This is a genomic window from Paenibacillus soyae, assembly GCF_024623455.1.
In the GTDB taxonomy this organism is placed as follows: domain Bacteria; phylum Bacillota; class Bacilli; order Paenibacillales; family Paenibacillaceae; genus Pristimantibacillus; species Pristimantibacillus soyae.
The window spans coordinates 41,841-60,997 of sequence record NZ_JANIPJ010000023.1; the positions used below are offsets into that span (position 1 = coordinate 41,841).

Below are 19,157 nucleotides of genomic sequence, written 5' to 3' on the forward strand. Positions count from 1 at the left end.
ATATGGAAGCGCGCCGGCGACCGAGGAGCAGCTGATGCGCCGATCTGTCCTGGATCTGCAGCTCGAGGCTACCGCCGCCATTCCTGGTACATGGCCAATCGTGCCGGCGATCGGAAGCAGCTGCAGCGCGGGGGCGCCGCGACCGTTCCTGGTGCGTGGCCACGTGCTGGGATCGGGGAGCAGCAGTTACGCCGGTTGGACCGATTAGTAGCGAAGAAAAAATACGGACGTGCTCAGCCCTGAAAAAAAGTTCAGTGCTTCTCTCTGCGTATTGTTGTACTCTGTGTTAATCCATCTATGTTAAACGTGTTCACCTTATTGTAGTTTATACCCACTATTTAAGCAGAATTTGATGCTTAATAATGTCGTATAACATGAATATTGATGCGTTTTAGCGCGCTTTACTATGCAAAATAATTCGTAGTATGATCCATTTAGTTAAATGTGGAAGGGGTTCTTATCCAATGGCTAAACGTGCTATTCTCGGGCTTTCTCTTGAAGGTGACGATACAGGCACAGCGTTCAAAAACCTGTATTCAGGATGGCGCGACAGTAATTCAGAAAGTAAAGAATCGTTTCTCCAGTTGTTCACGAGCTTCAGAGATCGCAAAATATTAGCTGATCTTGACGGTGGCGCATTGAAACTATACCTGTACTACTGTTTCGCCGCTAAAAACCTTACCGGGGAAAGCTGGTACAGTGTCGAAAAAATTACTGAATACTTCGGCAAGCAGCAAAAACGAACCATAGAGAAGTGGAATAAGGAATTACGCGAGAAAGAGTTGATCCATCGAGAGAGGATAGATAAAAAATCTCACACCACGTTTCTTATTCCTTATAGCAATGTAATCCTTGATCTGGAGCCTCCTCAAGAATCTCCTACAGAAGACCAGGGATTACTTGATTACTTCATCGAAAGATTAAAACGTCTGGAGGTGGTATACGGACAAATTATTGGTGTTTACCATCTTTTTCAATGGGTGAAGAAGAAAGGCGGTTTATTGGGCGGGGCGAACAAACACTTCCTCTTTATTGTTACGAAAAGAGGAAATGAGGTTGTAATTGGACACCGATATGAATTGTCCGATTTTGATGAATATGGAGTTAGCCGACTTGATTTCGGAGACGCACAGCGATTTGAAAGCCCGTTTCGCTGGGATAATCAACATGTTCAAGGGCTAGCTTTCGAACACACCATCCGATTGTTACGTGCCCCAAGAAGTGCAATGAAAGCATGGTTAGAATTAACGAAAGAATTAGCAGATAACGCGTCTAGGATATACACGTTACAGGCATTGGAATACGGTTTAACAGCAGAAGTGTTAGAGGACGAACAGGAAGATGATGACACAGATGACCAATCAGAGTAGCAGTATAAATCGCAACTATGTGTCAACGATTCCATTGAGAGGCTCATTGGCGGTGCAATACAACTATAATGGGCTGAATATCGATGATTAATCAGGAGGATAATGTGACGATGAGGCGAGGCAAGTGGAAGGACTATAAAACATAGTCTTGTGAACGAAGAGCACCACTATCAAAAATAAAGGAGGTGGTAAAATGAGCTCACTGGGGATTGTAGCAACAGTGCTATCCATCATCGGCTCCGGACTAGGCATTTTTGTCAACGGAAGCAAAGTGTACGGGTGGATTCGCGAGAAGCTCGGCAAAAAGAAATAAACCACTTCCATAGGCTCCAGTCCCGAAAGTGGTCTATTTCCCCGAGTGAACGGTCAAACTGAACCCTTAGTCGTTGCGAGCGGCTTGGGGTTCTTTTACATAGTATTACCCTCATCATAGCATTTAACGAACAAAATCTCTAGAAAAGGGTTTCTGCTTCTTTGCGGCTTAATCCGATCAGCTGCAACTTGCACCGATCGGATCCGAATCTGCAGCGCGTGGCCGAAGTCTACGTTCCTGGTGCGTGGCCAACGCGCCGGCGATCAGAGCGCTGCAGATCCGGATCCGCAGCCCGCAGCTGCTTAGACGCACACGTCGATCTCTGTTGTCTAACGGATTAAACTATCCCAGCCCATGCAACCTTCATGCTATTATTACCGTTTCTTTTTGTAAGGAGGGGGTTTTTAAGTGAATAAAACTTGGAAAATCGTTGTAATAAGCTTTGTTTCTGTCCTCTTGGTTTGTTTAATAGCCGCTGCAATTTACATCAACAATATCGGATACAGCAATGTAAAACTTATGTATGAACTCAGTAAAAATTCTAATGTTATTCTCAAGATGGAGACGGAAGGCGAATATTTGACAAAAGCTAATCGTCATAGAGAAGTTCTCAAGGAAAAAATGAAAAAAGAAGGATGGACCTTCTTGCACCAAGAAGGTGCAGGTTATTTCTTTGAGAAGAATGGTAAAGAAACGATCATTACTGCTAGACAAATTTGGAATCGTCATTATGTAGTTTATAAAGTTACAGATAGAGTGGTTGATTTATCGAGTTAGTCACCATATTAAATGGAGAAGGGGCTATTACAAGATAGCCCCTTCGGTTGTTTAACTTATTGATCTACTAAATCCATTTCATAGCCGTATACTTTGTAGCCGGCACTATACCATGTACTTAAAGTTGTTGTTTCTTTCTTATCAGACGTATGTTGTGTAAGATACTTATTTGCAGTTGAAGAGCCTGTATTTTTTGTGATGATGGCTGTGTGATCGATTGTTCCGTCGCCGCTAAAGTCAGCATTTACAGCGTCTCCAGTTTGGAGATTGCTTGCCGCAGTGGCAACACCAGCTCTATTTTTCCAGTGCAGATAGAAATTATGCGCGCCGCCCCAAGGGAAGCTTGGAATTAGTCCGCCAAAATGCCATGAGGAATAGTGTTGATAGTTAATACCGTATACTTCTTCCATGCCGCCAGCAAGGAGAGCCTGTGAAACAAAGTTTGTGCAATCATTCCAACATTCGTCTTCCGGCTCACATGCAGGGTCATGTTTTTCGGCATAATAGGTTGAGTAAATCGGGTTTCTTGTATCCCACCACTCGTAAGCGTAGTCACGAGCAGCGATATTGTCATAACCATTTGGAAAAACTGTCATTGGTGCAACCGATGAGGTACCTTGTAGACTGACCGTTGTATCTAATGTGGATGGCTCATCCTCTGCAATTGGCATCAAGCTAAGCACTTCTCTCATATCATCTGTCGTGAGGCTGGAACGTTGTTTCAACTTGTTCTGGTATCCAGCTAGTACTTCATTAACGGCATAGTTCTCGTAAAGATCGATGAATTTGACGAACTCTACAATTTTTTTCATGTCTCCTTCTTCGAATACATCAAAGTCCGTTGCCAAGGAAAGAACATACTGCTGATATTCTTTGTCATCCAAATCGTATTTAATAACAACGCCTTTCTTCTTCATGGAATCAGTCACCAGCTTGATGGCATCCTTATGTTCAATAGCTGCTTTGGATTTTGCTTTATCTTTACCGTCAGGCAATGTTTTGAGGAATCGAATATCGCTTGCTTGGAATGTCTCCACTTTCTCTGCTGCTTGATTGGAAGATCCAAGCTGCGTTGATGTTGCGTTATCTGCTGCTGAGGTAGCAGGAACGACGCTCGCTAACAATAACCCGGTGACAAGCAAGTTAACTGCAAATTTTTTCTTCATCTTCATTAGGTTTATCCCTCCGTTTGTTTTACACTTAATTCTGGGGCCGCTAACTCAAATTTGTATATTATCCATCACATCCCTCCATTGGTTATATGCCCCATTTAATAGAACGCACCTACTCTATAGAAGGTTGAACCTTTTTTTTTAAAAAAAGTTTAGGTTACCGAGAGTCAGATATGCGATAGAAAAGATGGGAGGCTCTTGTGACTCCGCGTTACATCAAGCAATGGGACGACTTGCCCGAAGGGTTCGGCGAGGAGTCGCTTGCGCTTGGCGCCGTTATCGATTGGACAGGCAACTCGAAGATGACCGTCGTCGAGTTTGAACATGAGAAGAAGCTGCGGCAATCTCTTTATTCGCCGAAATGGGAGCTTCAGCCCGAAGCATACGATATCGGCTATACGTACGTGCTGACGCCGCTGGACGGCGGCAAGCAAACGCTTCTGCATATCCAGATCGGCGATTTCAACCAGCTGCCGGACGGCCAGCCGTATTACGAGGATTCCGTGCGCTTCGGCAGCGAGGCGGCCGAGAAGATCAAGAAGCTGGCGGAGGGGTAGGAGAGTGCAGAGCGAGGGCGCAATAACGACATGAAAAGTCGTTACGGCCATGCCGCGGGGTGCTCGAGAGCGCAATAAGGACATGAAAAGACGTTACGGCCCGCCGCTTGGTGCTCGAGAGCGCAATAACAACATGAAAAGTCGTTACGGCTCATCGCGCCTCGCAAAACAAATGGCGGCGCGGGAGTCGAAGCTCCCGCGCCGCCTATTACTCTTAAACCTTAAACCTCTCGATCTGCTCCTGCAGCTGTTCGGCCATCTCGGACAGCGCCTTCGCCGACGAGGAGACCTCCTCCATGGAAGCGAGCTGCTCCTGCGTCGCGGCGGATACGTCCTGCGCTCCCGATACCGTTGATTCCGATACGGTCGTGACGGCTTTCATCGCGCCGACGATCTGCTCGGCGCCGGCCGCGATTTGCTGGATCGAGGAGGACACCTCCTGGATCTGGCCGGTAACCGCGTGAACCGAGCTTTGGATATGCGTGAACGCCTCGCCCGCGGATTGCACGGCTTCGATGCCGCCGGTTACTTCGGTTCTCGTTGTGTCCATGGTCCGGACCGCGCGTCTCGTATCGTCCTGAATCGTCGAGAGCAGCTCGGCGATTTGGGCGGCGGATTGCGATGACTGCTCGGCCAGCTTGCGAATCTCTCCCGCCACGACCAGGAATCCGCGCCCGTGCTCGCCGGCGCGCACCGCTTCGATTCCCGCGTTGAGGGACAAAATATTCGTCTGCCGCGCGATATTGGATATCGCGTTCAGAATGTCTCCGATCTCGGCGGAGCGTTCGCCAAGGCCGTGAATTTGCACGGACAGACTCTCTACCGTGGATTGGATCGAGCTCATCTGCGAGACGGCCGACTGAATGGCTTCGCCGCCTTCCGAAGCGCGCTCGAAAGCGTCGCTGGCCGTATTCGACACGATATGGGCGCGGTCGGCGATATGCTGCACGCCTGACGACAATTCATCGATCGTCTTGGAGGCATCCTCCAGATGGTTGAAGCCATGTCCGGCGTCGGACGTAACTTGCTGCATTGTCTCCGCTATTCGGGAGGACGCGTGCGACGCCTGCTCGCTCGTGGCCGTCAACTGCTGGGCCGAAGCCGCTACCTGATCGGTGCTGGCTCCGACATGGGCGATCAGCTCGCGCAATTGCTGGGACATCCGGTTAAAGGAGAGGGCAAGGTCGCCTACTTCATCCTTGTTGCGAACGGCAACCTGTTGCGAAGTGAGATCCCCCTCGGCAATGCGCTCTGCCGCTTTCGCAATCGTGATGACGGGCCTCGAGATGATTCGCCCGACGAGCCAGGATACGGCTAGGCTGATTACGACGGCTGCCGCTCCGAGAACAAGGACCAACCGCTTGACCCCTTCGACTTCGTCGTGAACCGTTTGTTGGCCCTCGTCAAGCAGCGATTGCTGGAAGGCGGTCAGCTCCTCGGCTTTCTGATCGAACTTTACGATGATTTCTTGGCCGTCCGTAGAAGTCAGCTTCAGCGACTCCTCGGCATCGCCGGACACCATCATTTTAATCGCCTTATTGGAGACAAAGTAGTATTGTTTCTCCAGTGAGATCAACTCTTGCAGCATAGCCTTCGCGTCGGGATTTACGATAATGGCCTCCAGCTTCCGGGCCAGTTCCATGTAAGCATTATGAGCATCCGTGAAGTCCTGCAGCGTGCCGGCATCGTTCAGCAGCAAGTATCCGCGCAGTCCCGCCTGCTCCTTCTTGACCTGAACGTTCAGCTGCTGGATCAATAACAGCTTATAGGATTTATCGTCGATGACCGCCGAATATTGCCGGTCGACCTTCGAGATCTGGCTGTAGCCGACCGCTACCGTAGCCATTAATATAAGGAGAACGGCGAGAAAGCCGGCGAACAGCTTTCGGTTGATCGTCAAACGGAAGGAAAGCTTCATGGCAGGTTTCTTGCGAAGCGTGGAAAGCCGATTCATTAATTTCTTCATCTTATGTAACCCCTGTATGGTAGATTTCAATTGTCATCTAATATATTACAAGATTCGACGCGTGACAACACCAAAAACTATAAAGTTATAGGTTATTTCTATAACTGCCAAGCGTATCCTAATTTTTCATGGCAGATTTGCTGACAGCCGCCTATATCCAATATCGGCATGAACGTGATGAGCCGTAAGCGGTATTTGGTGGAAAAAAGCTTCGGAAGCGGCTTCCGTCCCGGCGCAAACTGCAATATACTTCTAAGTAATACAGAACTCCAAGAACGAACTCGAGGTGAAGGCGGACAAGCGTACATCAAAGACAAATCCAACTGAATAGAAGGGAAAGTTGATGATGGGAGAACAACGGCTCGTTAGTATCGTCATGCCGGCCTATAACAGGGCTGTGGTAATGGTCAAGGCGATTGAATCGATTCGTAAGCAGTCGTATCCGAATTGGGAGCTCATTGTCGTGGACGATCGGAGCACGGATCGGACAAAGGAGCTGGTCCTGGAGCTGGCGAAGCAGGACGCCCGCATTCGGTACGTCATGAATTATCGGTCGAAAGGGCCAGGCGGCGCCAGAAACTGCGGCATCCTTGCGGCGCAGGGAGAGCTGCTCGCCTTTCTCGATTCGGACGATTTGTGGTTTCCCCACCATTTGAAGGACAGCCTGGATAATCTGGAGCGTACGGGGGCGGATGTCAGCTTCGCCTTGTGGGTCGAGCAGCATGGCGACCGGACCATCCATAGCTTCGAGCAGAAGGCGGAGCAGCGGTTCATCAGCCAGATGCGGAAGCGGAACGAAACGGCGGGAGACGCAATCGTGTTCCGGGAGGGGCTGTTCGAGCAGTTTTTGATGCAAACGCGCAATTTCTTTCAGCTGAATACGATGGTATTCCGCCGCGATATGCTGGCAGACGTCGGGCTGATTAACGAGCAGTTCGGTCTCGGCGAGGACACGACTTACCTTCTGCGATTTTTCGACCGCTTCCGGATCTCGCTTATCGTGAGGCCGCATGCCGTGTACACGCAATCGCCGGACAGCGTCTATTACTTCTGCGACAGATGGAAGCTTGATCCGGATTCGCTGGGCCAGAATCGCGAGCTGCTAAGCAAATTCGAGGCGCTGGGGCTCAAATCGGTGAAGGTCAGGGTGCATATTCGGAGCCTTGCGGAGAAATCGGCACAGCTGCGCAACAGGAAAAAGTGGATTCGGAAAATAAATGCGGACATCGCCTGCAAATACTACACGTTAAGCTATCTCTATCGATTCGATCGAGAGAAAGCGCTGGGTTACTGCCGGAAGTCCATAAGGAGCAGAATGACGTTATTCAATTTGCTGCTAATGGCCAGGCTTAAGCTGTCCATGAAGGGAAGCAGCTTTATTCTGAAGAGAGCGGTCGACCTTTGGTGAGCGTCTAGCAGGCGCGGGGAGAGGACATCATGATAAGAGGTTTGAACAACAGGGAAGAGGACATCGCGCAATACATTTTGGACGTGCAGCTGCCGGCGTATCGCGTCGAAGCGGAATTGATCGGTTACGACGATATACCGCCATTACGGGATACGGTTGATACGATTCGGAACAGTAAGGAAACCTTTGTCGGTTATTTCATTGAACAAGAGCTAGCCGGATTCATATCCTACGAGTCGGCGGACGACGCCATAGACCTATGCAGAATGGTCGTTCACCCCGGTTATTTCCGAAGGGGGATCGCGAAGCGGCTGCTGGCGTACGTGCTCGCAGATGCGGCATCGAGCAAAAAAGTAACGGTCAGCACGGGAGCGCGCAACGAGCCGGCCAAGTCGCTGTATCGCGGCTTCGGGTTCGTACTGGCCAAGGAGCTGGAAGTGGCTCCGGGTCTCAGCCTGGCTTTCTTCGAGCTTGATCGCCGAGGACAGGAAGACCATAATATCGTATAATAACGGAGTGATGAATTGAGCAAGGCAAAAGGCAAAGGCGGCACGGGAAGAGGAACAGGCAAGAAGGGCTGGAACCGCTGGCAAGCAGGCGAAAGACGGCGAGCAAGCGCGCCCAAGCCGTATAAGAGCAAGGGCACCAAAAATAAAAGCACTGAAGACTAGGAGCGATCATTTGAGAAGAAACAAGCCGATTTCGTTCGACGATTTATTGAAGGAGCTTCAGGAGAAGAAAGGCGTGAACGACGAGACGGAGCAGGCGGAGCTGGGTCGATTGTTTAACGACTCGTTCATGGCCAAGCATTCCAGCTGCAAGACCATGCAGGAGTTTCTGGAGAAGGGCAACTTCCAAGCATGGACGCGCGAGGATTTGGATCTGATCCCCAAGGAGCTCTTGAATCGCCTGGTGGCGAGAGAGACGCAATTCGAGGATTGGCAGGCCATGCTGGATACGGCGAATGCAGAGCTTAATCGCGTATAATACGACAATAAGGCCGGACTTGTCCTTCGACAAGTGCCGGCCTTATTTATGGTATGGCGCTATTCACGCGATGAACTCCGAAGCGTGAGCTCTGATATATCCGGCGACGACTGCGGTCGTCGCCGGCAAGGCTTCCAGCAGTCTGCCGTACAGCCGGGCCGCAATGCCTGCAAGCTTCGGATCGCCGTACAAATCATCGAACGAAACGTCGAACCCGGCAAGGCTTCTCGGATGTCCGCGCTGAGCGAGCTCCGCCTCCATTTCTTGAAGGACGCCGATCGTCCCGATGTCCCCGAAATAACCCAGACCCGCCTTCACGCTATCCCAGCGCCTAGGCTGCGCCATGAAATAAGCGGTCCACCAGTATAGATCGGCTTCCGAGTGCTCCGCATGGGTCCGGTAAGCCCAGAAGGCGAATAACGCCTGCTGCCCTCGGGTTAACGTCCCGTAACCAGTCTCCGCAAAGCTTTCCCCTACGGACTCCGCTTCCTTGTACGCTCGGATCATGGGCGAGAAGCATGCGGCAGCCAGCTCCCGGTCTCCCATCGCCATCATTTGGTCATGGCTAATAGACGCTCTGATCAATCCATCCCCTCCTCCCCTAACTATATCTAAAAAATTCCAATAAAAGCCACTATAGGAATCTCCATTTGACAAACGACAATGCTTCGTATATGATTCGATTTAACATCCATCTAATTAGATGAACGCTAAATTGGACTCGAGGGGGTATGAACCGTGCAGTTGGATAAAGTGGTCGCCTACCACAAGGCATTGGCCGATCCGACGAGGATCCGCATGTTGATTCTGCTGGCGGGCGGCGAGCTGAACGGCGGAGAGCTGGCGGAGAGGCTGTCCGTAACGCCGGCGACGATCACGCATCACGCGGCGAAGCTGAGAGAGGCCAGTCTCATTAATGAGAGACGGGAGAAGAACACGATTTATTTCAGCCTCAATCATTATTTCATCCAAAATAACGCCGCTGCCACGGCAGATCTCATCTACCGGAAGGCGGATGGAGGAGGGGAGACAATGGAGGAGAAAAACGAAGCGCTGCGCGCGGCCGTCATTCGCAATTTCTTCGCGGCGGACGGCAGGCTGAAGAGCATTCCGAGCCAGCTGAAGAAGAAGCTGATCGCGCTTGAGCATATGGTGTCGAGGCTGGAGAAGGGACGCGTATACACCGAGAAGGAAATCAACGAATTCATTAAGCAATATCACGACGATTTCGCGACGCTGCGAAGGGAATTCATCATGCATCAATTTATGTTCCGGGACAAAGACGCCTACGAGCTTAATCCCCGGGAATTGTGGGCTAGCTGGGAGGCGTTGTCATGAGCGCGAAGCTAAGGATGTATACATTGTCGACGAATCAGCGCGACCAGATGGCGGAGGTCACGCCCCAGGTGCGCGAGGCCATCCGGGAAAGCGGCGTGAAGGACGGATACGCCATCGTCTATTGCCCGCATACGACGGCCGGAATCGCCATTAACGAAAATGCCGATCCCGATGTCGTCCGCGACGTGCTCCGCAGGCTGGATGAGCTGTATCCTTGGGAGCATCCGAAGGACCGCCACGCGGAAGGGAATACGGCCGCTCACCTCAAAGCGATCCAGACCGGCACCAGCCAGACGGTGCTGATCCATGACGGCAAGCCGGTGCTGGGCACTTGGCAGGGCATCTACTTCTGCGAGTTCGACGGTCCCCGGACACGCAAATTTTACGTGAAGATCGTGGAGGGGTAGGGCAGCCTGCCATTCCGCAAAAAAAGAAACCGCCGTGCTCGTTCCGGGCATCGGCGGTTTGTCGCTTTTCTTGGATCTTGGGATTAATCGTTCAACAACCACTGCATCAGCCGGGAGGTTAACACGATTGGCCGATCGGGCTTCGGCGGATCGAACGCCCCGATCAGCTCCGCGGCGGAAACCGTCTCGAGCCGCTCCGTCCATCCGGCCATATGCGCCAGCGCGCCGACAAGCCGCTCGGGCGGGACGCCCGCTTGCTTCAGCGAAGCGAGCGTAAGGGACTTGTCGCGTTTGGATAGGCGCTGGCCGGACTCGTCCGCGACCAGTGGAATATGCGCGAACGCCGGCGCCTGACTCCCTAGTGCTTCGTACAGCGCAAGCTGCCTTGGCGTCGAGTCCAGCAGGTCCGCGCCGCGAAGTACATCCGTTATGCCCATGGCGGCATCGTCGACGGTGACGGCCAGCTGGTAGCTGAACATGCCGTCCGCGCGTTTGACGACGAAGTCGCCGAGAGCGTCTCCGTCATAGCGCATCCAGCCTGCCGCGCCATCCTCGAAAGCGATCGGCTCGGAGGGCATGATGAATCGGATCGCTGGCGTCTTCCGAGCCCCTTTCTCCTCGCGCTCCTCTGCGGTTAGGTGCCGGCAGAAGCCGGGATAGACGGGACCCTCGGAGGAGAGACCATGCGGCGCGCTGGCAATGGAAGCGAGCTCGCTCCGGCTGCAGTAGCAAGGGTACAGCCGTCCAGCCTCATCCAGTCGCTCTAGCGCGGCCTCATACAGATTCTCGCGCTCACTCTGCACGTACGGCGCATAAGGACCGCCTTGCTCAGGACCCTCGTCCCAATCGATCCCGAGCCATACCAGATCGTCCTGCTGCTGCCGCGCGAATTCCGGCCGGGACCTCGGCTTGTCGATATCCTCGATCCGCAGCACGAATTCACCGCCCGCCTGTCTGATCTGCAGCCATGACGCAAGCGCGCTCAGCGCATTCCCGATATGCAGCTGCCCCGACGGCGTCGGCGCGAATCTTCCGCGTCGCTTCATTCTAAGCACTCTCCTCCCCGACATGCAAAAAAAGAGCGGCCAAATGGCGCTCTCTCTTCGATCTATAGGCATTGCTCGTCACGAGCAACAGCTGGCAAATGGCGGAGCCGACGGGATTCGAACCCGCGGTCTCCTGCGTGACAGGCAGGCATGTTAGGCCTCTACACCACGGCTCCGCGCTGCTAGGGCGTGTCTCGAAGACACAAACAGTATCTTAGCATGGACAGGCATCATTTGGCAAGGACAAATTTTCCGCTTTCGAACAGCCGCCCTACTGCTTAGTTCCTTGTTTGACGAGATCAAGCAGGATCCGGATGTCCCTTCCGATTTGCTCAGGAGACATGTTTTCGGCAAGCGCGTCGGCGCGGATCTTCTCGATCGCTTGAACCGCGTCGGCGCCCTCCACGGTCAGCACCTTCACCTCGGCGCCCATGAGCGTTTTAATCTGGTTAGCGGCCATCGTCAGGTTATCATGCTTCGAGGAATCCGTTCCACTCATGCCGCCAAATCCCTCGACCGGCGCATAGCCTTTCCCGGACAAGCCTTCGGTAGGGTCGAGCACTTGACGCTGCAGCTCGTCGTAGCTGGCTGCGGACGCTTCCCGTTTCGCTGTCGCAAGCACAACCGTATCGTCGAACACGAACACGCGCACATCCGGAATGCCCGCGCCGCTTAGACGGGATTCGAGGTGGGCGGAGAAGCCGTTCGAGTGCAGACCGGAGCTTCCGATCATGCTGTAGACGGAGGATCCCATGCCGTAAGTGGTCTGGCCTTTGTTATTCGTCGTATGCGTCTTCTCTCCGTTCTCGCTAGGGATGAGGGAAGAATCCCGCAGCGCTTTGGCGCTCAGTCCTTTCTCCTGCTTGGTCTCCTTGTGGTGCGCTTCCTGTGTTCCCTCCGCTTGCTTCTCTTCCCCGTTTCCGGCAGCGCAGCCCGCTAAGGCGACGGACGCCGCAACAATCCATACCGCGAGTTTATTTGTCCTTCTCATGTTCGTATCATCCTCCGTTAGGTGGTTCGCTTGCTCGCTTGTCGTGAATAGGATAGCCATTCCGATGAAATGAATATTCATGCAACGGTGGAAAATAATAAGAACGCATAAAACAGGATGATTGATCTTTGGAGGTGTGAGACGTGGAACGGAACAGTAGCAGAGACACGACAGCGCTCGAGGAGCCGAAGGATCAGGCAAGTTTGGAAGACTCATCGTCAGGGCCTGATTCAGGCCAAGTCCATGACAGTTCCCGGCGTAAATTTCTTGTGAACTCAGGTTATGTGCTTGGAACGCTTGCCGTCGGGGGAGTGATCAGCTCCTTATTCGGCTGCGCGAAAGACGGAGAGGATAACGCGGATTCGTCCGCTCCCGCGGATGATAACAAAGAAGCAGCGGCCCCCAATTACAACCGGGCGCTCATGTATTTCACGCAGGCGCAATTCCGGATTGTCGAGGCCGCGACCGAACGCATTTTCCCCGAGGACGAATCGGGCCCGGGCGCGAAGAAGCTGGGCGTGGCGTTCTTCATCGACCATCAGCTGGCGGGGGACTGGGGCTTCAACGGCCGCGATTACATGAATCCGCCGTTCTTCGCGGGCGAGAAGGAGCAGGGCTATCAAGGCAGGCTGAAACGAAGGGAACTATTCGATATCGGCCTGCGAGAGCTGGATAACTACAGCCAGACGACGCACGGCAAAGGCTTCGCGGAGCTCGAGCCCGACCAACAGGACGCGGCGCTGAAAGCGTTCGAGACCGAAGAGGTGAAGCTGACGACCATATCCGCGGGAAGCTTCTTCAAGATGCTGCGCAGCGCCACGCTCGAAGGCGTGTACAGCGATCCGCTGTACGGCGGCAATCTGAATATGGAAGGCTGGCGCATGAGGAATTACCCGGGGTCGCAGATGAGCTATTTGAACATCATCGAGAAGGATTTTACGAAAATCGAGCCGAGCAGCCTTCAAGCTCACTTGGCATCGCACTAGAAGCGATAGAAGGAGAACGAGATGGCCAAGACATTACCGAAAACGGATGTTGTCATCGTAGGCGTCGGCTGGGCGGGCGGCATCATCGCTTCCGAGCTGACAAAGAGCGGTCTGAACGTGGTCGGCCTCGAGAGGGGCAAGGAGAGGAAAACGGAAGACTACTATATGGTGCATGACGAGCTGCGTTATTCCATGCGCTATGAAATGATGCAGGATTTGTCCAAAGAGACGATTACGTTCCGCAGCAACGAGAATATCCGGGCATTGCCGATGCGGCAGTACGGATCCTTCCTGCTGGGGGACGGTCTCGGCGGATCGGGCGTTCATTGGAACGGGCAGACGTACCGGTTCCTCCCGTATGACTTCCAGATGAGAAGCATGACGACCGAGCGGTACGGCAAGAACAAAATTCCCGAAGGCATGACGATTCGGGATTGGGGCATTACGTACGACGAGCTGGAGCCGTATTACGATAAGTTCGAGAAGATGGCGGGCATATCCGGCGAAGAAAATCCGCTGGGGGGCAAACGAAGCAACCCGTACCCGACGCCGCCCATGAAGAAGACGCCTTCCATGCAGATGTTCGCGGAAGCGACAAAGAAGCTGAATCTGAATCCTTATATGATGCCGGCGGCGAATTTGTCGGAGAACTATACGAACCCGGACGGCGTCGCGCGCGCGGCCTGCCAATACTGCGGTTATTGCGAGAGATACGGCTGCGAATACGGCGCGAAAGCGGATCCTGTCGTGACGGTCATCCCGGTCGCGAACAAGACGGGCAAGTTCCAGATCCGAACCCATTCGAACGTACGCCGAATTTTGCACAAGGGCGGCAAGGCGACCGGCGTAATGTACATAGACGTAACGACGGGCGAAGAGATCATACAGCCCGCGGATATCGTCGTCGTGACCAGCTACGTGTTCAATAACGTGCGTCTGCTTCTGATGTCCGAGCTCGGCAAGCCTTACGATCCGGCGAGCGGCCAAGGCGTCATCGGCGCCAACTACGCCTACCAGGTCATCAAAGGCAGCGCCGTCGGCTTCTTCGAGGAGAAGCAATTCAACAATTTCGCGGGAGCGGGCTCGCTCGGCATTTCGATCGACGATTACAACGGGGACAATTTCGACCATTCCAACCTGAATTTCCTTCACGGCGGCGTAATAGCGCTGAGCCAGACGGGCGCCCGCCCCATCCAGAATAATCCGGTTCCGTCCGGAACGGCTGCTTGGGGAGCGGAATTCAAGAAGAAGTCGCTCCACTACGCGAATCGGACGCTCTCCATCGGAGCGCAGGGTTCATCCATGGCGTTTAAGCATCATTTCCTGGATCTGGACCCGACGTACAAGGATGCTTTCGGCGACCCGCTCATGCGCATCACGTTCGACTTCGAGGATCAGGACCGGGAGCTCGCGAAGTTTCTGGCGGAACGCTGCTCCGAGATCATGAAGGAGATGGGCGCGAGCCACGTGGATTACTTGAAGGAGCTCGGACCGTACGAAATTATGACGTACCAGTCGACGCATAATACGGGCGGGGTCATCATGGGGGCCGAACCGGGAACATCCGCCATCAACAATTTCAGTCAGATGTGGGACGCGGACAACGTGTTCGTGGTGGGAGCGAGCAGCTTTCCCCAGAACGCGGGCTATAATCCGACGGGCACCGTGGGGGCGCTGGCGTACAGAGCGGCGGAAGGCATCCTGAAGTACAGGGAAAAAGGCGGCCTGCTCGTATAAGGGAAGCGGAAATGAAGAAGGGCCGAGCCAAGGATTGTAGATCCAAGGCTCGGCCCTTCTTCGGTCAGACTTGCAAGCTATAGCAGCTTCTCGAGCTCGTCCGGCTTATCCAGCTTGGAGGAGGGAGCATCCTCCTCGACGATCCCGCGCGTTGAGCTTCTGAATTCGCGTAGCGTATCTCCGAACGCTCGGCCGAGAAGCGGCAGCTTAGCCGGCCCGAAAACGATCAGAGCGATGAGCAGGATAATGATTAACCCGGAAACGCCAATGTTATTGAACATGGTACAGTCCTCCTACAAGTTTGTTGTTGGTCAGGTCGGCGACGGCGCGGCCGACGACATCCGCTTCGTGAACCGGCGCGAGAGAAACGCGCTGATCTCGAATAGCGCCAGCAGCGGTATCGTGACGGCAAGATGCGAGACGAAGTCGGGCGGCGAGATGCAGGCCCCGACGATCGCCAGTCCGACGTACGCGTATTTGCGCGTCTGGGTTAGCCGTTCGGGCGTCAGCAGGCCGATCCTCGTCAAGAAGAGCATGACAAGAGGCATCTCGAACGCAACGCCAAGCGGGAATACGATACTGAACATAAAGCTAAAGTACCGGTCGATCCCGTAGGTTTCGACAGCGCCTACATTCAGATTCATCTCCATCATGAACTGAAGCATCATGGGAAAGACCACGTAATAGCTGAACGCCGATCCCGTTAAGAACAGCAGGAAGGAAACAGGCACGTAGGCAAGCGTCCCTCTCGCCTCGGTCGTCGTTAACCCTGGTCTAACGAAAGCCCACAGCTGGTAAAGCAACACGGGCAGCGTAAACAGAATGGCGACCAAGAAAGCGCAGCGTAAGTAAATGAACAGCCCATCCGTGAAGGAGAAGACGTTCCATTCGATGGTATCCGCCATACGGCCCGACTTGATATACCTCAGAATGAAAGGCGATAGGTACAGACCTCCGCACATCGATGCGAGAAAACAACCGGATACGACAATCAAGCGCTTCCTCAGCTCCGATAGATGGCCGATCAAATCCTCGTGAGCATTCAATTCCGTCCCCCCTTGCAATTCGCTTTCTATTTGCTAAATACTGTCATGTCCTTTCTTATGGTGTCCAGCGCTCGCGACGTTATGCGCAGCAGGGCTCCGGGATTGCGGCTTTCAGCGATGGATACCGATTGTCCCATGAATAAGGAAGGCGATCGGGGGAAATGTAATAACAGATTTACCAATGAAGGAGGCATATGAACCATGCGTGTTGGCAAAGGGGTACTTCTGCTTGCGACGACGCTTATCCTCGCGGCTGGCTTGGCCGGCTGCGGAGGGAATAACGGTGCCGACAACGAGGGCACCAACAAGGGGACGACGAATAACGGAGCAGCCGAGAACGGGGCGGCCAACAACGGAGCAGGCAACGGAGCCGGCAACGCGGGGGGCGCAACCGTGGATACGGCGGCGGCGGAAGCGATCTACAAAGCGAATTGCGTCGGCTGCCACGCGGCGGATATGTCGGGAGGAGTCGGTCCGAATCTGCAAAAGGTAGGCGGGAAGCTGTCGACGGAGGAGATCAAATCCCGGATCGCGAACGGCGGCGGCGGCATGCCTGCGTATAAGGATCAGCTGAGCAGCGCGGAAATCGATAATTTGACGAACTGGCTGGCGGCGATGAAGTAGCTTGGTTGCATCCATAGCTTGGTCTTGGAAGCTTTTGCCCTTCATTCGGAAGAATGGGGTGAAGGCTTCTTTGTTATGGCGTCTGACGATAATAAAATTGTAGACTGGCAGCTGCGGCTTTAAGCTCTAACGGGCAGCAATTAACCCATGCGTGTGCTGCAGAAGTCTAACACTAACAGAACTCACAGACGGTATTTGCTAGATTTTGTGCAGTTTGAGGCTCATGACGGAACTGAGCGACGCTATTTCCATCATTTTGAAGGTGGTTAAGGGCCATTCGGACGGATAAGAGCTATCAGTTCCGTAAGAATTCATAAATGCGATTTTTAGCGCAAATAGGATCTGTGGGTTCCGTTAGCAACGGAAATCTTCGGTGAGATGGTCAATTCGCGTAAGATCAATAATTTCGGTCTATTTTATTTTCACTTCACATTGTGGTTGGCGAAAATAATCCATGACGGAGGGCAAATTCGTCTATGTATCGCTTCGTAAGCTGCCTCTATAATATTGATATTGATTATCATTATTAATAATTTGGAGGGAATACGACATTGTTGAATGCGAAGCAGATGGCGGAGCAAGCCTCCGTCACCGCCTTCCTGAATTGTTACCTGCGGGAAACGGGGGCGGGCGTCTGGCGGGAAGCGGGAGCCGGCAACCGGCGAAGCGGCACCGCGGAGCTGAAGCTGCTCCTGCCGTCGCAGGGCTTGACGATCATCGCCGGCGCGGCTTACCGGTCGCCGACGGGCAGACATCAATTCCGGCTGCCCACGTATCGGCAGGATGCCGGATCCAAGCTGCCTGTTCCGATTCCCGTTACGACCCTGTTCTCGCTGCTCATTCAAGAGCTCTGCGCGGAGCAAGGGGAGGGGGCGGAGGCGGTCGAGCTGCTGCTGCGCGCCCTGCAAAGCTGCAGATTGCTTGAATCCTTTATAGCCGTGCGCGCGGGAGACGCGCAGGAGCTTTACAACCCCAAGCTTACGTTTCTCGAGTCCGAGCAGTCCCTTGTATTCGGCCATACGTTCCATCCTACGCCGAAGAGCCGGCAAGGATTCCCGGAATGGAGACAGGGACGCTATTCCCCCGAAACGAAAGGCAGCTTCAAGCTGCATTATTTCGCGGTTCACGTCAGCCTGCTGAGGCAGGGCTCCGAGTCGAAGTTGCAGGCTTCGGACATTACGCGGAGCGAATGTCTGGCCGGCATGGCGGAAGCGGGAGATCGTCTTCCGGCCGATGCGGCCGCTTATATCCGCGACGAATCGTTTGCGCTCGTCCCGGTTCACCCGATACAGGCGGAGGAGCTCATGCACGGCGAGCGCGTGCAGTCCTGGCTCCGGGATGGCAAGCTCATATCGCTAGGCCCGATCGGGCTGCCCTTCTTCCCCACTTCATCCATTCGCACCGTCTATCATCCCCAGTCAGACTACATGTACAAGTTCTCGCTGCCGGTCAAAATTACGAATTCGATGCGTTTGAATCGAACGCATGAGCTGGAGGGGGCGCTTGAGGCCGCCAGACTGGCCGCCGCAATCGAGCCTTGGCTGGGAGGAAGCTTTCCGCGATTCCGGATCATTAGGGATCTCGCTTACGCTACGATAGGGGAAACGGCGAACGAGGAATCGGGCTTCGAGCTGATCATTCGGGAGAATCCGTTCAAGGGCGAGAGCAGCCGCGGCGTGGCGCTCATGGCGTCTTTCACGCAGGAGGCGATACCCGCCGCGGAAGCTGCGCCGCTGCTCGCGAACGTCATCCGGCAATTGGCGGAACGGGAGAGGCGGCAGGCCGCCCAGATCAGCGTCGACTGGTTCCGGGCTTATCTGGCGATCTCTTTGCGGCCGCTGGCCGCGATGTACGCGGAGCACGGCATCGTCCTGGAGGCGCATCTGCAGAATTGCCTGCTCCGGTTAGACGAGGCCGGTTACCCGGAGCTGTTCTACTACAGGGACAGCCAAGGCTATTATTACGCCCGATCGAGGGCTGGCCAGCTGGAGACGCTTGTTCCCGGCCTTGCTTCAGGCGGCAACGTATACGACGACGAGCTGGCGGAGGAGCGATTCGGTTATTACCTGCTCGTGAACCATTTGTTCGGACTCATCCAATCGTTTGGGTTATTCGGCTTAGCCGACGAGCGGGTGCTGCTTCTCGAGCTGCGCGCGGAGCTCGAGCTGCTGGCACGGACTTATGGGGAGCGGGGCGCGCTATTCGAGAAGTGGATAACGTGCCGCAAGCTGCGGATCAAAGCGAATTTGCTGACGAGGCTGCGCGACGTGGATGAGCTGGAAGCCGACCTCGAGCAAGCGGTATACGCGGAGATGGCCAATCCGCTTAGCGAGGCGGTACCCAGCAAGGAGCTGATCCGCAAGGCGAAGCGGGTTACGGCAAGATGGAGAAGAGAGGAGCCGGTCGTACATACCTTGCAAGCATAGGAGATT

21 protein-coding genes and 1 tRNA gene are annotated in these 19,157 nt (G+C 54.0%); 14 read left to right on the top strand and 8 right to left on the bottom strand.

Annotation, left to right across the window (positions count from 1 at the left end; genetic code table 11):
- Positions 1–34: 34 nt before the first annotated feature.
- From NQZ67_RS24845 to NQZ67_RS24855, 3 genes are all read left to right on the top strand, one after another.
- Positions 35–208, top strand: coding sequence for a hypothetical protein (locus NQZ67_RS24845; RefSeq protein ID WP_257451288.1), 174 nt, complete (start codon positions 35–37; stop codon positions 206–208).
- Positions 209–464: 256 nt separating this feature from the next.
- Entirely contained in the window at positions 465–1,370 is a 906-nt protein-coding gene (locus NQZ67_RS24850) for a hypothetical protein (protein WP_257451290.1), read from the top strand.
- A 721-nt stretch (positions 1,371–2,091) separates the two neighbouring features.
- Positions 2,092–2,460: a hypothetical protein gene (locus NQZ67_RS24855; RefSeq protein WP_257451292.1), complete on the top strand. Its 369-nt coding sequence runs from the start codon at positions 2,092–2,094 to the stop codon at positions 2,458–2,460.
- Between the two features lie 56 nt (positions 2,461–2,516).
- Here the strand turns inward: NQZ67_RS24855 and NQZ67_RS24860 are convergent, their stop codons facing one another.
- Entirely contained in the window at positions 2,517–3,632 is a 1,116-nt protein-coding gene (locus tag NQZ67_RS24860) for an amidase domain-containing protein (protein WP_257451294.1), read from the bottom strand.
- A gap of 200 nt (positions 3,633–3,832) precedes the next feature.
- Between NQZ67_RS24860 and NQZ67_RS24865 the strand changes: the two genes are divergently transcribed.
- A complete protein-coding gene (locus NQZ67_RS24865; protein ID WP_257451296.1) occupies positions 3,833–4,189 on the top strand; it encodes an SRPBCC domain-containing protein in 357 nt (118 codons plus the stop codon).
- Between the two features lie 214 nt (positions 4,190–4,403).
- Here NQZ67_RS24865 and NQZ67_RS24870 read toward each other — a convergent pair whose 3' ends face one another.
- Positions 4,404–6,155 carry a methyl-accepting chemotaxis protein gene (locus NQZ67_RS24870; RefSeq protein ID WP_257451298.1) on the bottom strand — a complete coding sequence of 584 codons (1,752 nt, stop codon included), beginning with the start codon at positions 6,153–6,155 and terminating at the stop codon, positions 4,404–4,406.
- A 343-nt stretch (positions 6,156–6,498) separates the two neighbouring features.
- On the opposite strand from NQZ67_RS24870, the gene NQZ67_RS24875 reads away from it, so the two are divergent.
- Genes NQZ67_RS24875 through NQZ67_RS24890 form a run of 4 tightly spaced genes read left to right on the top strand, consistent with a single transcriptional unit; the run spans position 6,499 to position 8,550 of the window.
- The gene (locus NQZ67_RS24875; RefSeq protein ID WP_257451301.1) at positions 6,499–7,563 is read left to right on the top strand and encodes a glycosyltransferase family 2 protein; all 1,065 of its coding nucleotides are present in this window, start codon (positions 6,499–6,501) and stop codon (positions 7,561–7,563) included.
- Positions 7,564–7,592: 29 nt separating this feature from the next.
- The gene (locus tag NQZ67_RS24880; RefSeq protein WP_257451303.1) at positions 7,593–8,072 is read left to right on the top strand and encodes a GNAT family N-acetyltransferase; all 480 of its coding nucleotides are present in this window, start codon (positions 7,593–7,595) and stop codon (positions 8,070–8,072) included.
- A 15-nt stretch (positions 8,073–8,087) separates the two neighbouring features.
- On the top strand, positions 8,088–8,234 hold the full coding sequence (locus NQZ67_RS24885; RefSeq protein ID WP_257451306.1) for a DUF3934 family protein: 147 nt from the start codon (positions 8,088–8,090) through the stop codon (positions 8,232–8,234).
- A gap of 10 nt (positions 8,235–8,244) precedes the next feature.
- Positions 8,245–8,550 (top strand): hypothetical protein, encoded by a 306-nt coding sequence (locus NQZ67_RS24890; RefSeq protein ID WP_257451308.1) that lies wholly within the window; start codon positions 8,245–8,247, stop codon positions 8,548–8,550.
- A 63-nt stretch (positions 8,551–8,613) separates the two neighbouring features.
- Here the strand turns inward: NQZ67_RS24890 and NQZ67_RS24895 are convergent, their stop codons facing one another.
- Positions 8,614–9,135: a hypothetical protein gene (locus tag NQZ67_RS24895; protein ID WP_257451310.1), complete on the bottom strand. Its 522-nt coding sequence runs from the start codon at positions 9,133–9,135 to the stop codon at positions 8,614–8,616.
- 153 nt (positions 9,136–9,288) lie between these two features.
- Between NQZ67_RS24895 and NQZ67_RS24900 the strand changes: the two genes are divergently transcribed.
- Entirely contained in the window at positions 9,289–9,888 is a 600-nt protein-coding gene (locus tag NQZ67_RS24900) for a DUF2087 domain-containing protein (RefSeq protein WP_257451313.1), read from the top strand.
- The gene (locus tag NQZ67_RS24905) at positions 9,885–10,295 is read left to right on the top strand and encodes a secondary thiamine-phosphate synthase enzyme YjbQ (protein ID WP_257451316.1); all 411 of its coding nucleotides are present in this window, start codon (positions 9,885–9,887) and stop codon (positions 10,293–10,295) included. Before NQZ67_RS24900 ends, NQZ67_RS24905 begins: the two co-directional genes overlap by 4 nt.
- An 83-nt stretch (positions 10,296–10,378) precedes the next feature.
- On the opposite strand, the gene gluQRS is transcribed toward NQZ67_RS24905, so the two are convergent.
- From gluQRS to NQZ67_RS24920, 3 genes are all read right to left on the bottom strand, one after another.
- On the bottom strand, positions 10,379–11,341 hold the full coding sequence (gene gluQRS, locus NQZ67_RS24910; protein ID WP_257451318.1) for a tRNA glutamyl-Q(34) synthetase GluQRS: 963 nt from the start codon (positions 11,339–11,341) through the stop codon (positions 10,379–10,381).
- A 99-nt stretch (positions 11,342–11,440) separates the two neighbouring features.
- Positions 11,441–11,517: transfer RNA gene (locus NQZ67_RS24915), tRNA-Asp, on the bottom strand.
- Between the two features lie 95 nt (positions 11,518–11,612).
- On the bottom strand, positions 11,613–12,332 hold the full coding sequence (locus NQZ67_RS24920) for a hypothetical protein (RefSeq protein ID WP_257451320.1): 720 nt from the start codon (positions 12,330–12,332) through the stop codon (positions 11,613–11,615).
- A 269-nt stretch (positions 12,333–12,601) separates the two neighbouring features.
- Here NQZ67_RS24920 and NQZ67_RS24925 point away from each other — a divergent pair, with 269 nt between their 5' ends.
- Positions 12,602–13,318 (top strand): gluconate 2-dehydrogenase subunit 3 family protein, encoded by a 717-nt coding sequence (locus NQZ67_RS24925; protein WP_371825356.1) that lies wholly within the window; start codon positions 12,602–12,604, stop codon positions 13,316–13,318.
- Between the two features lie 21 nt (positions 13,319–13,339).
- Positions 13,340–15,055 carry a GMC family oxidoreductase gene (locus tag NQZ67_RS24930; RefSeq protein WP_257451321.1) on the top strand — a complete coding sequence of 572 codons (1,716 nt, stop codon included), beginning with the start codon at positions 13,340–13,342 and terminating at the stop codon, positions 15,053–15,055.
- A gap of 77 nt (positions 15,056–15,132) precedes the next feature.
- Here NQZ67_RS24930 and tatA read toward each other — a convergent pair whose 3' ends face one another.
- Entirely contained in the window at positions 15,133–15,336 is a 204-nt protein-coding gene (gene tatA / locus NQZ67_RS24935; protein ID WP_257451322.1) for a twin-arginine translocase TatA/TatE family subunit, read from the bottom strand.
- Between the two features lie 30 nt (positions 15,337–15,366).
- Positions 15,367–16,101: a twin-arginine translocase subunit TatC gene (gene tatC, locus NQZ67_RS24940; RefSeq protein ID WP_257451323.1), complete on the bottom strand. Its 735-nt coding sequence runs from the start codon at positions 16,099–16,101 to the stop codon at positions 15,367–15,369.
- A gap of 201 nt (positions 16,102–16,302) precedes the next feature.
- Between tatC and NQZ67_RS24945 the strand changes: the two genes are divergently transcribed.
- Together NQZ67_RS24945 and NQZ67_RS24950 are read left to right on the top strand one after the other, a co-directional pair.
- The gene (locus tag NQZ67_RS24945; RefSeq protein ID WP_257451324.1) at positions 16,303–16,725 is read left to right on the top strand and encodes a c-type cytochrome; all 423 of its coding nucleotides are present in this window, start codon (positions 16,303–16,305) and stop codon (positions 16,723–16,725) included.
- A gap of 551 nt (positions 16,726–17,276) precedes the next feature.
- The gene (locus NQZ67_RS24950; protein ID WP_257451326.1) at positions 17,277–19,151 is read left to right on the top strand and encodes an IucA/IucC family protein; all 1,875 of its coding nucleotides are present in this window, start codon (positions 17,277–17,279) and stop codon (positions 19,149–19,151) included.
- Positions 19,152–19,157: the final 6 nt, after the last annotated feature.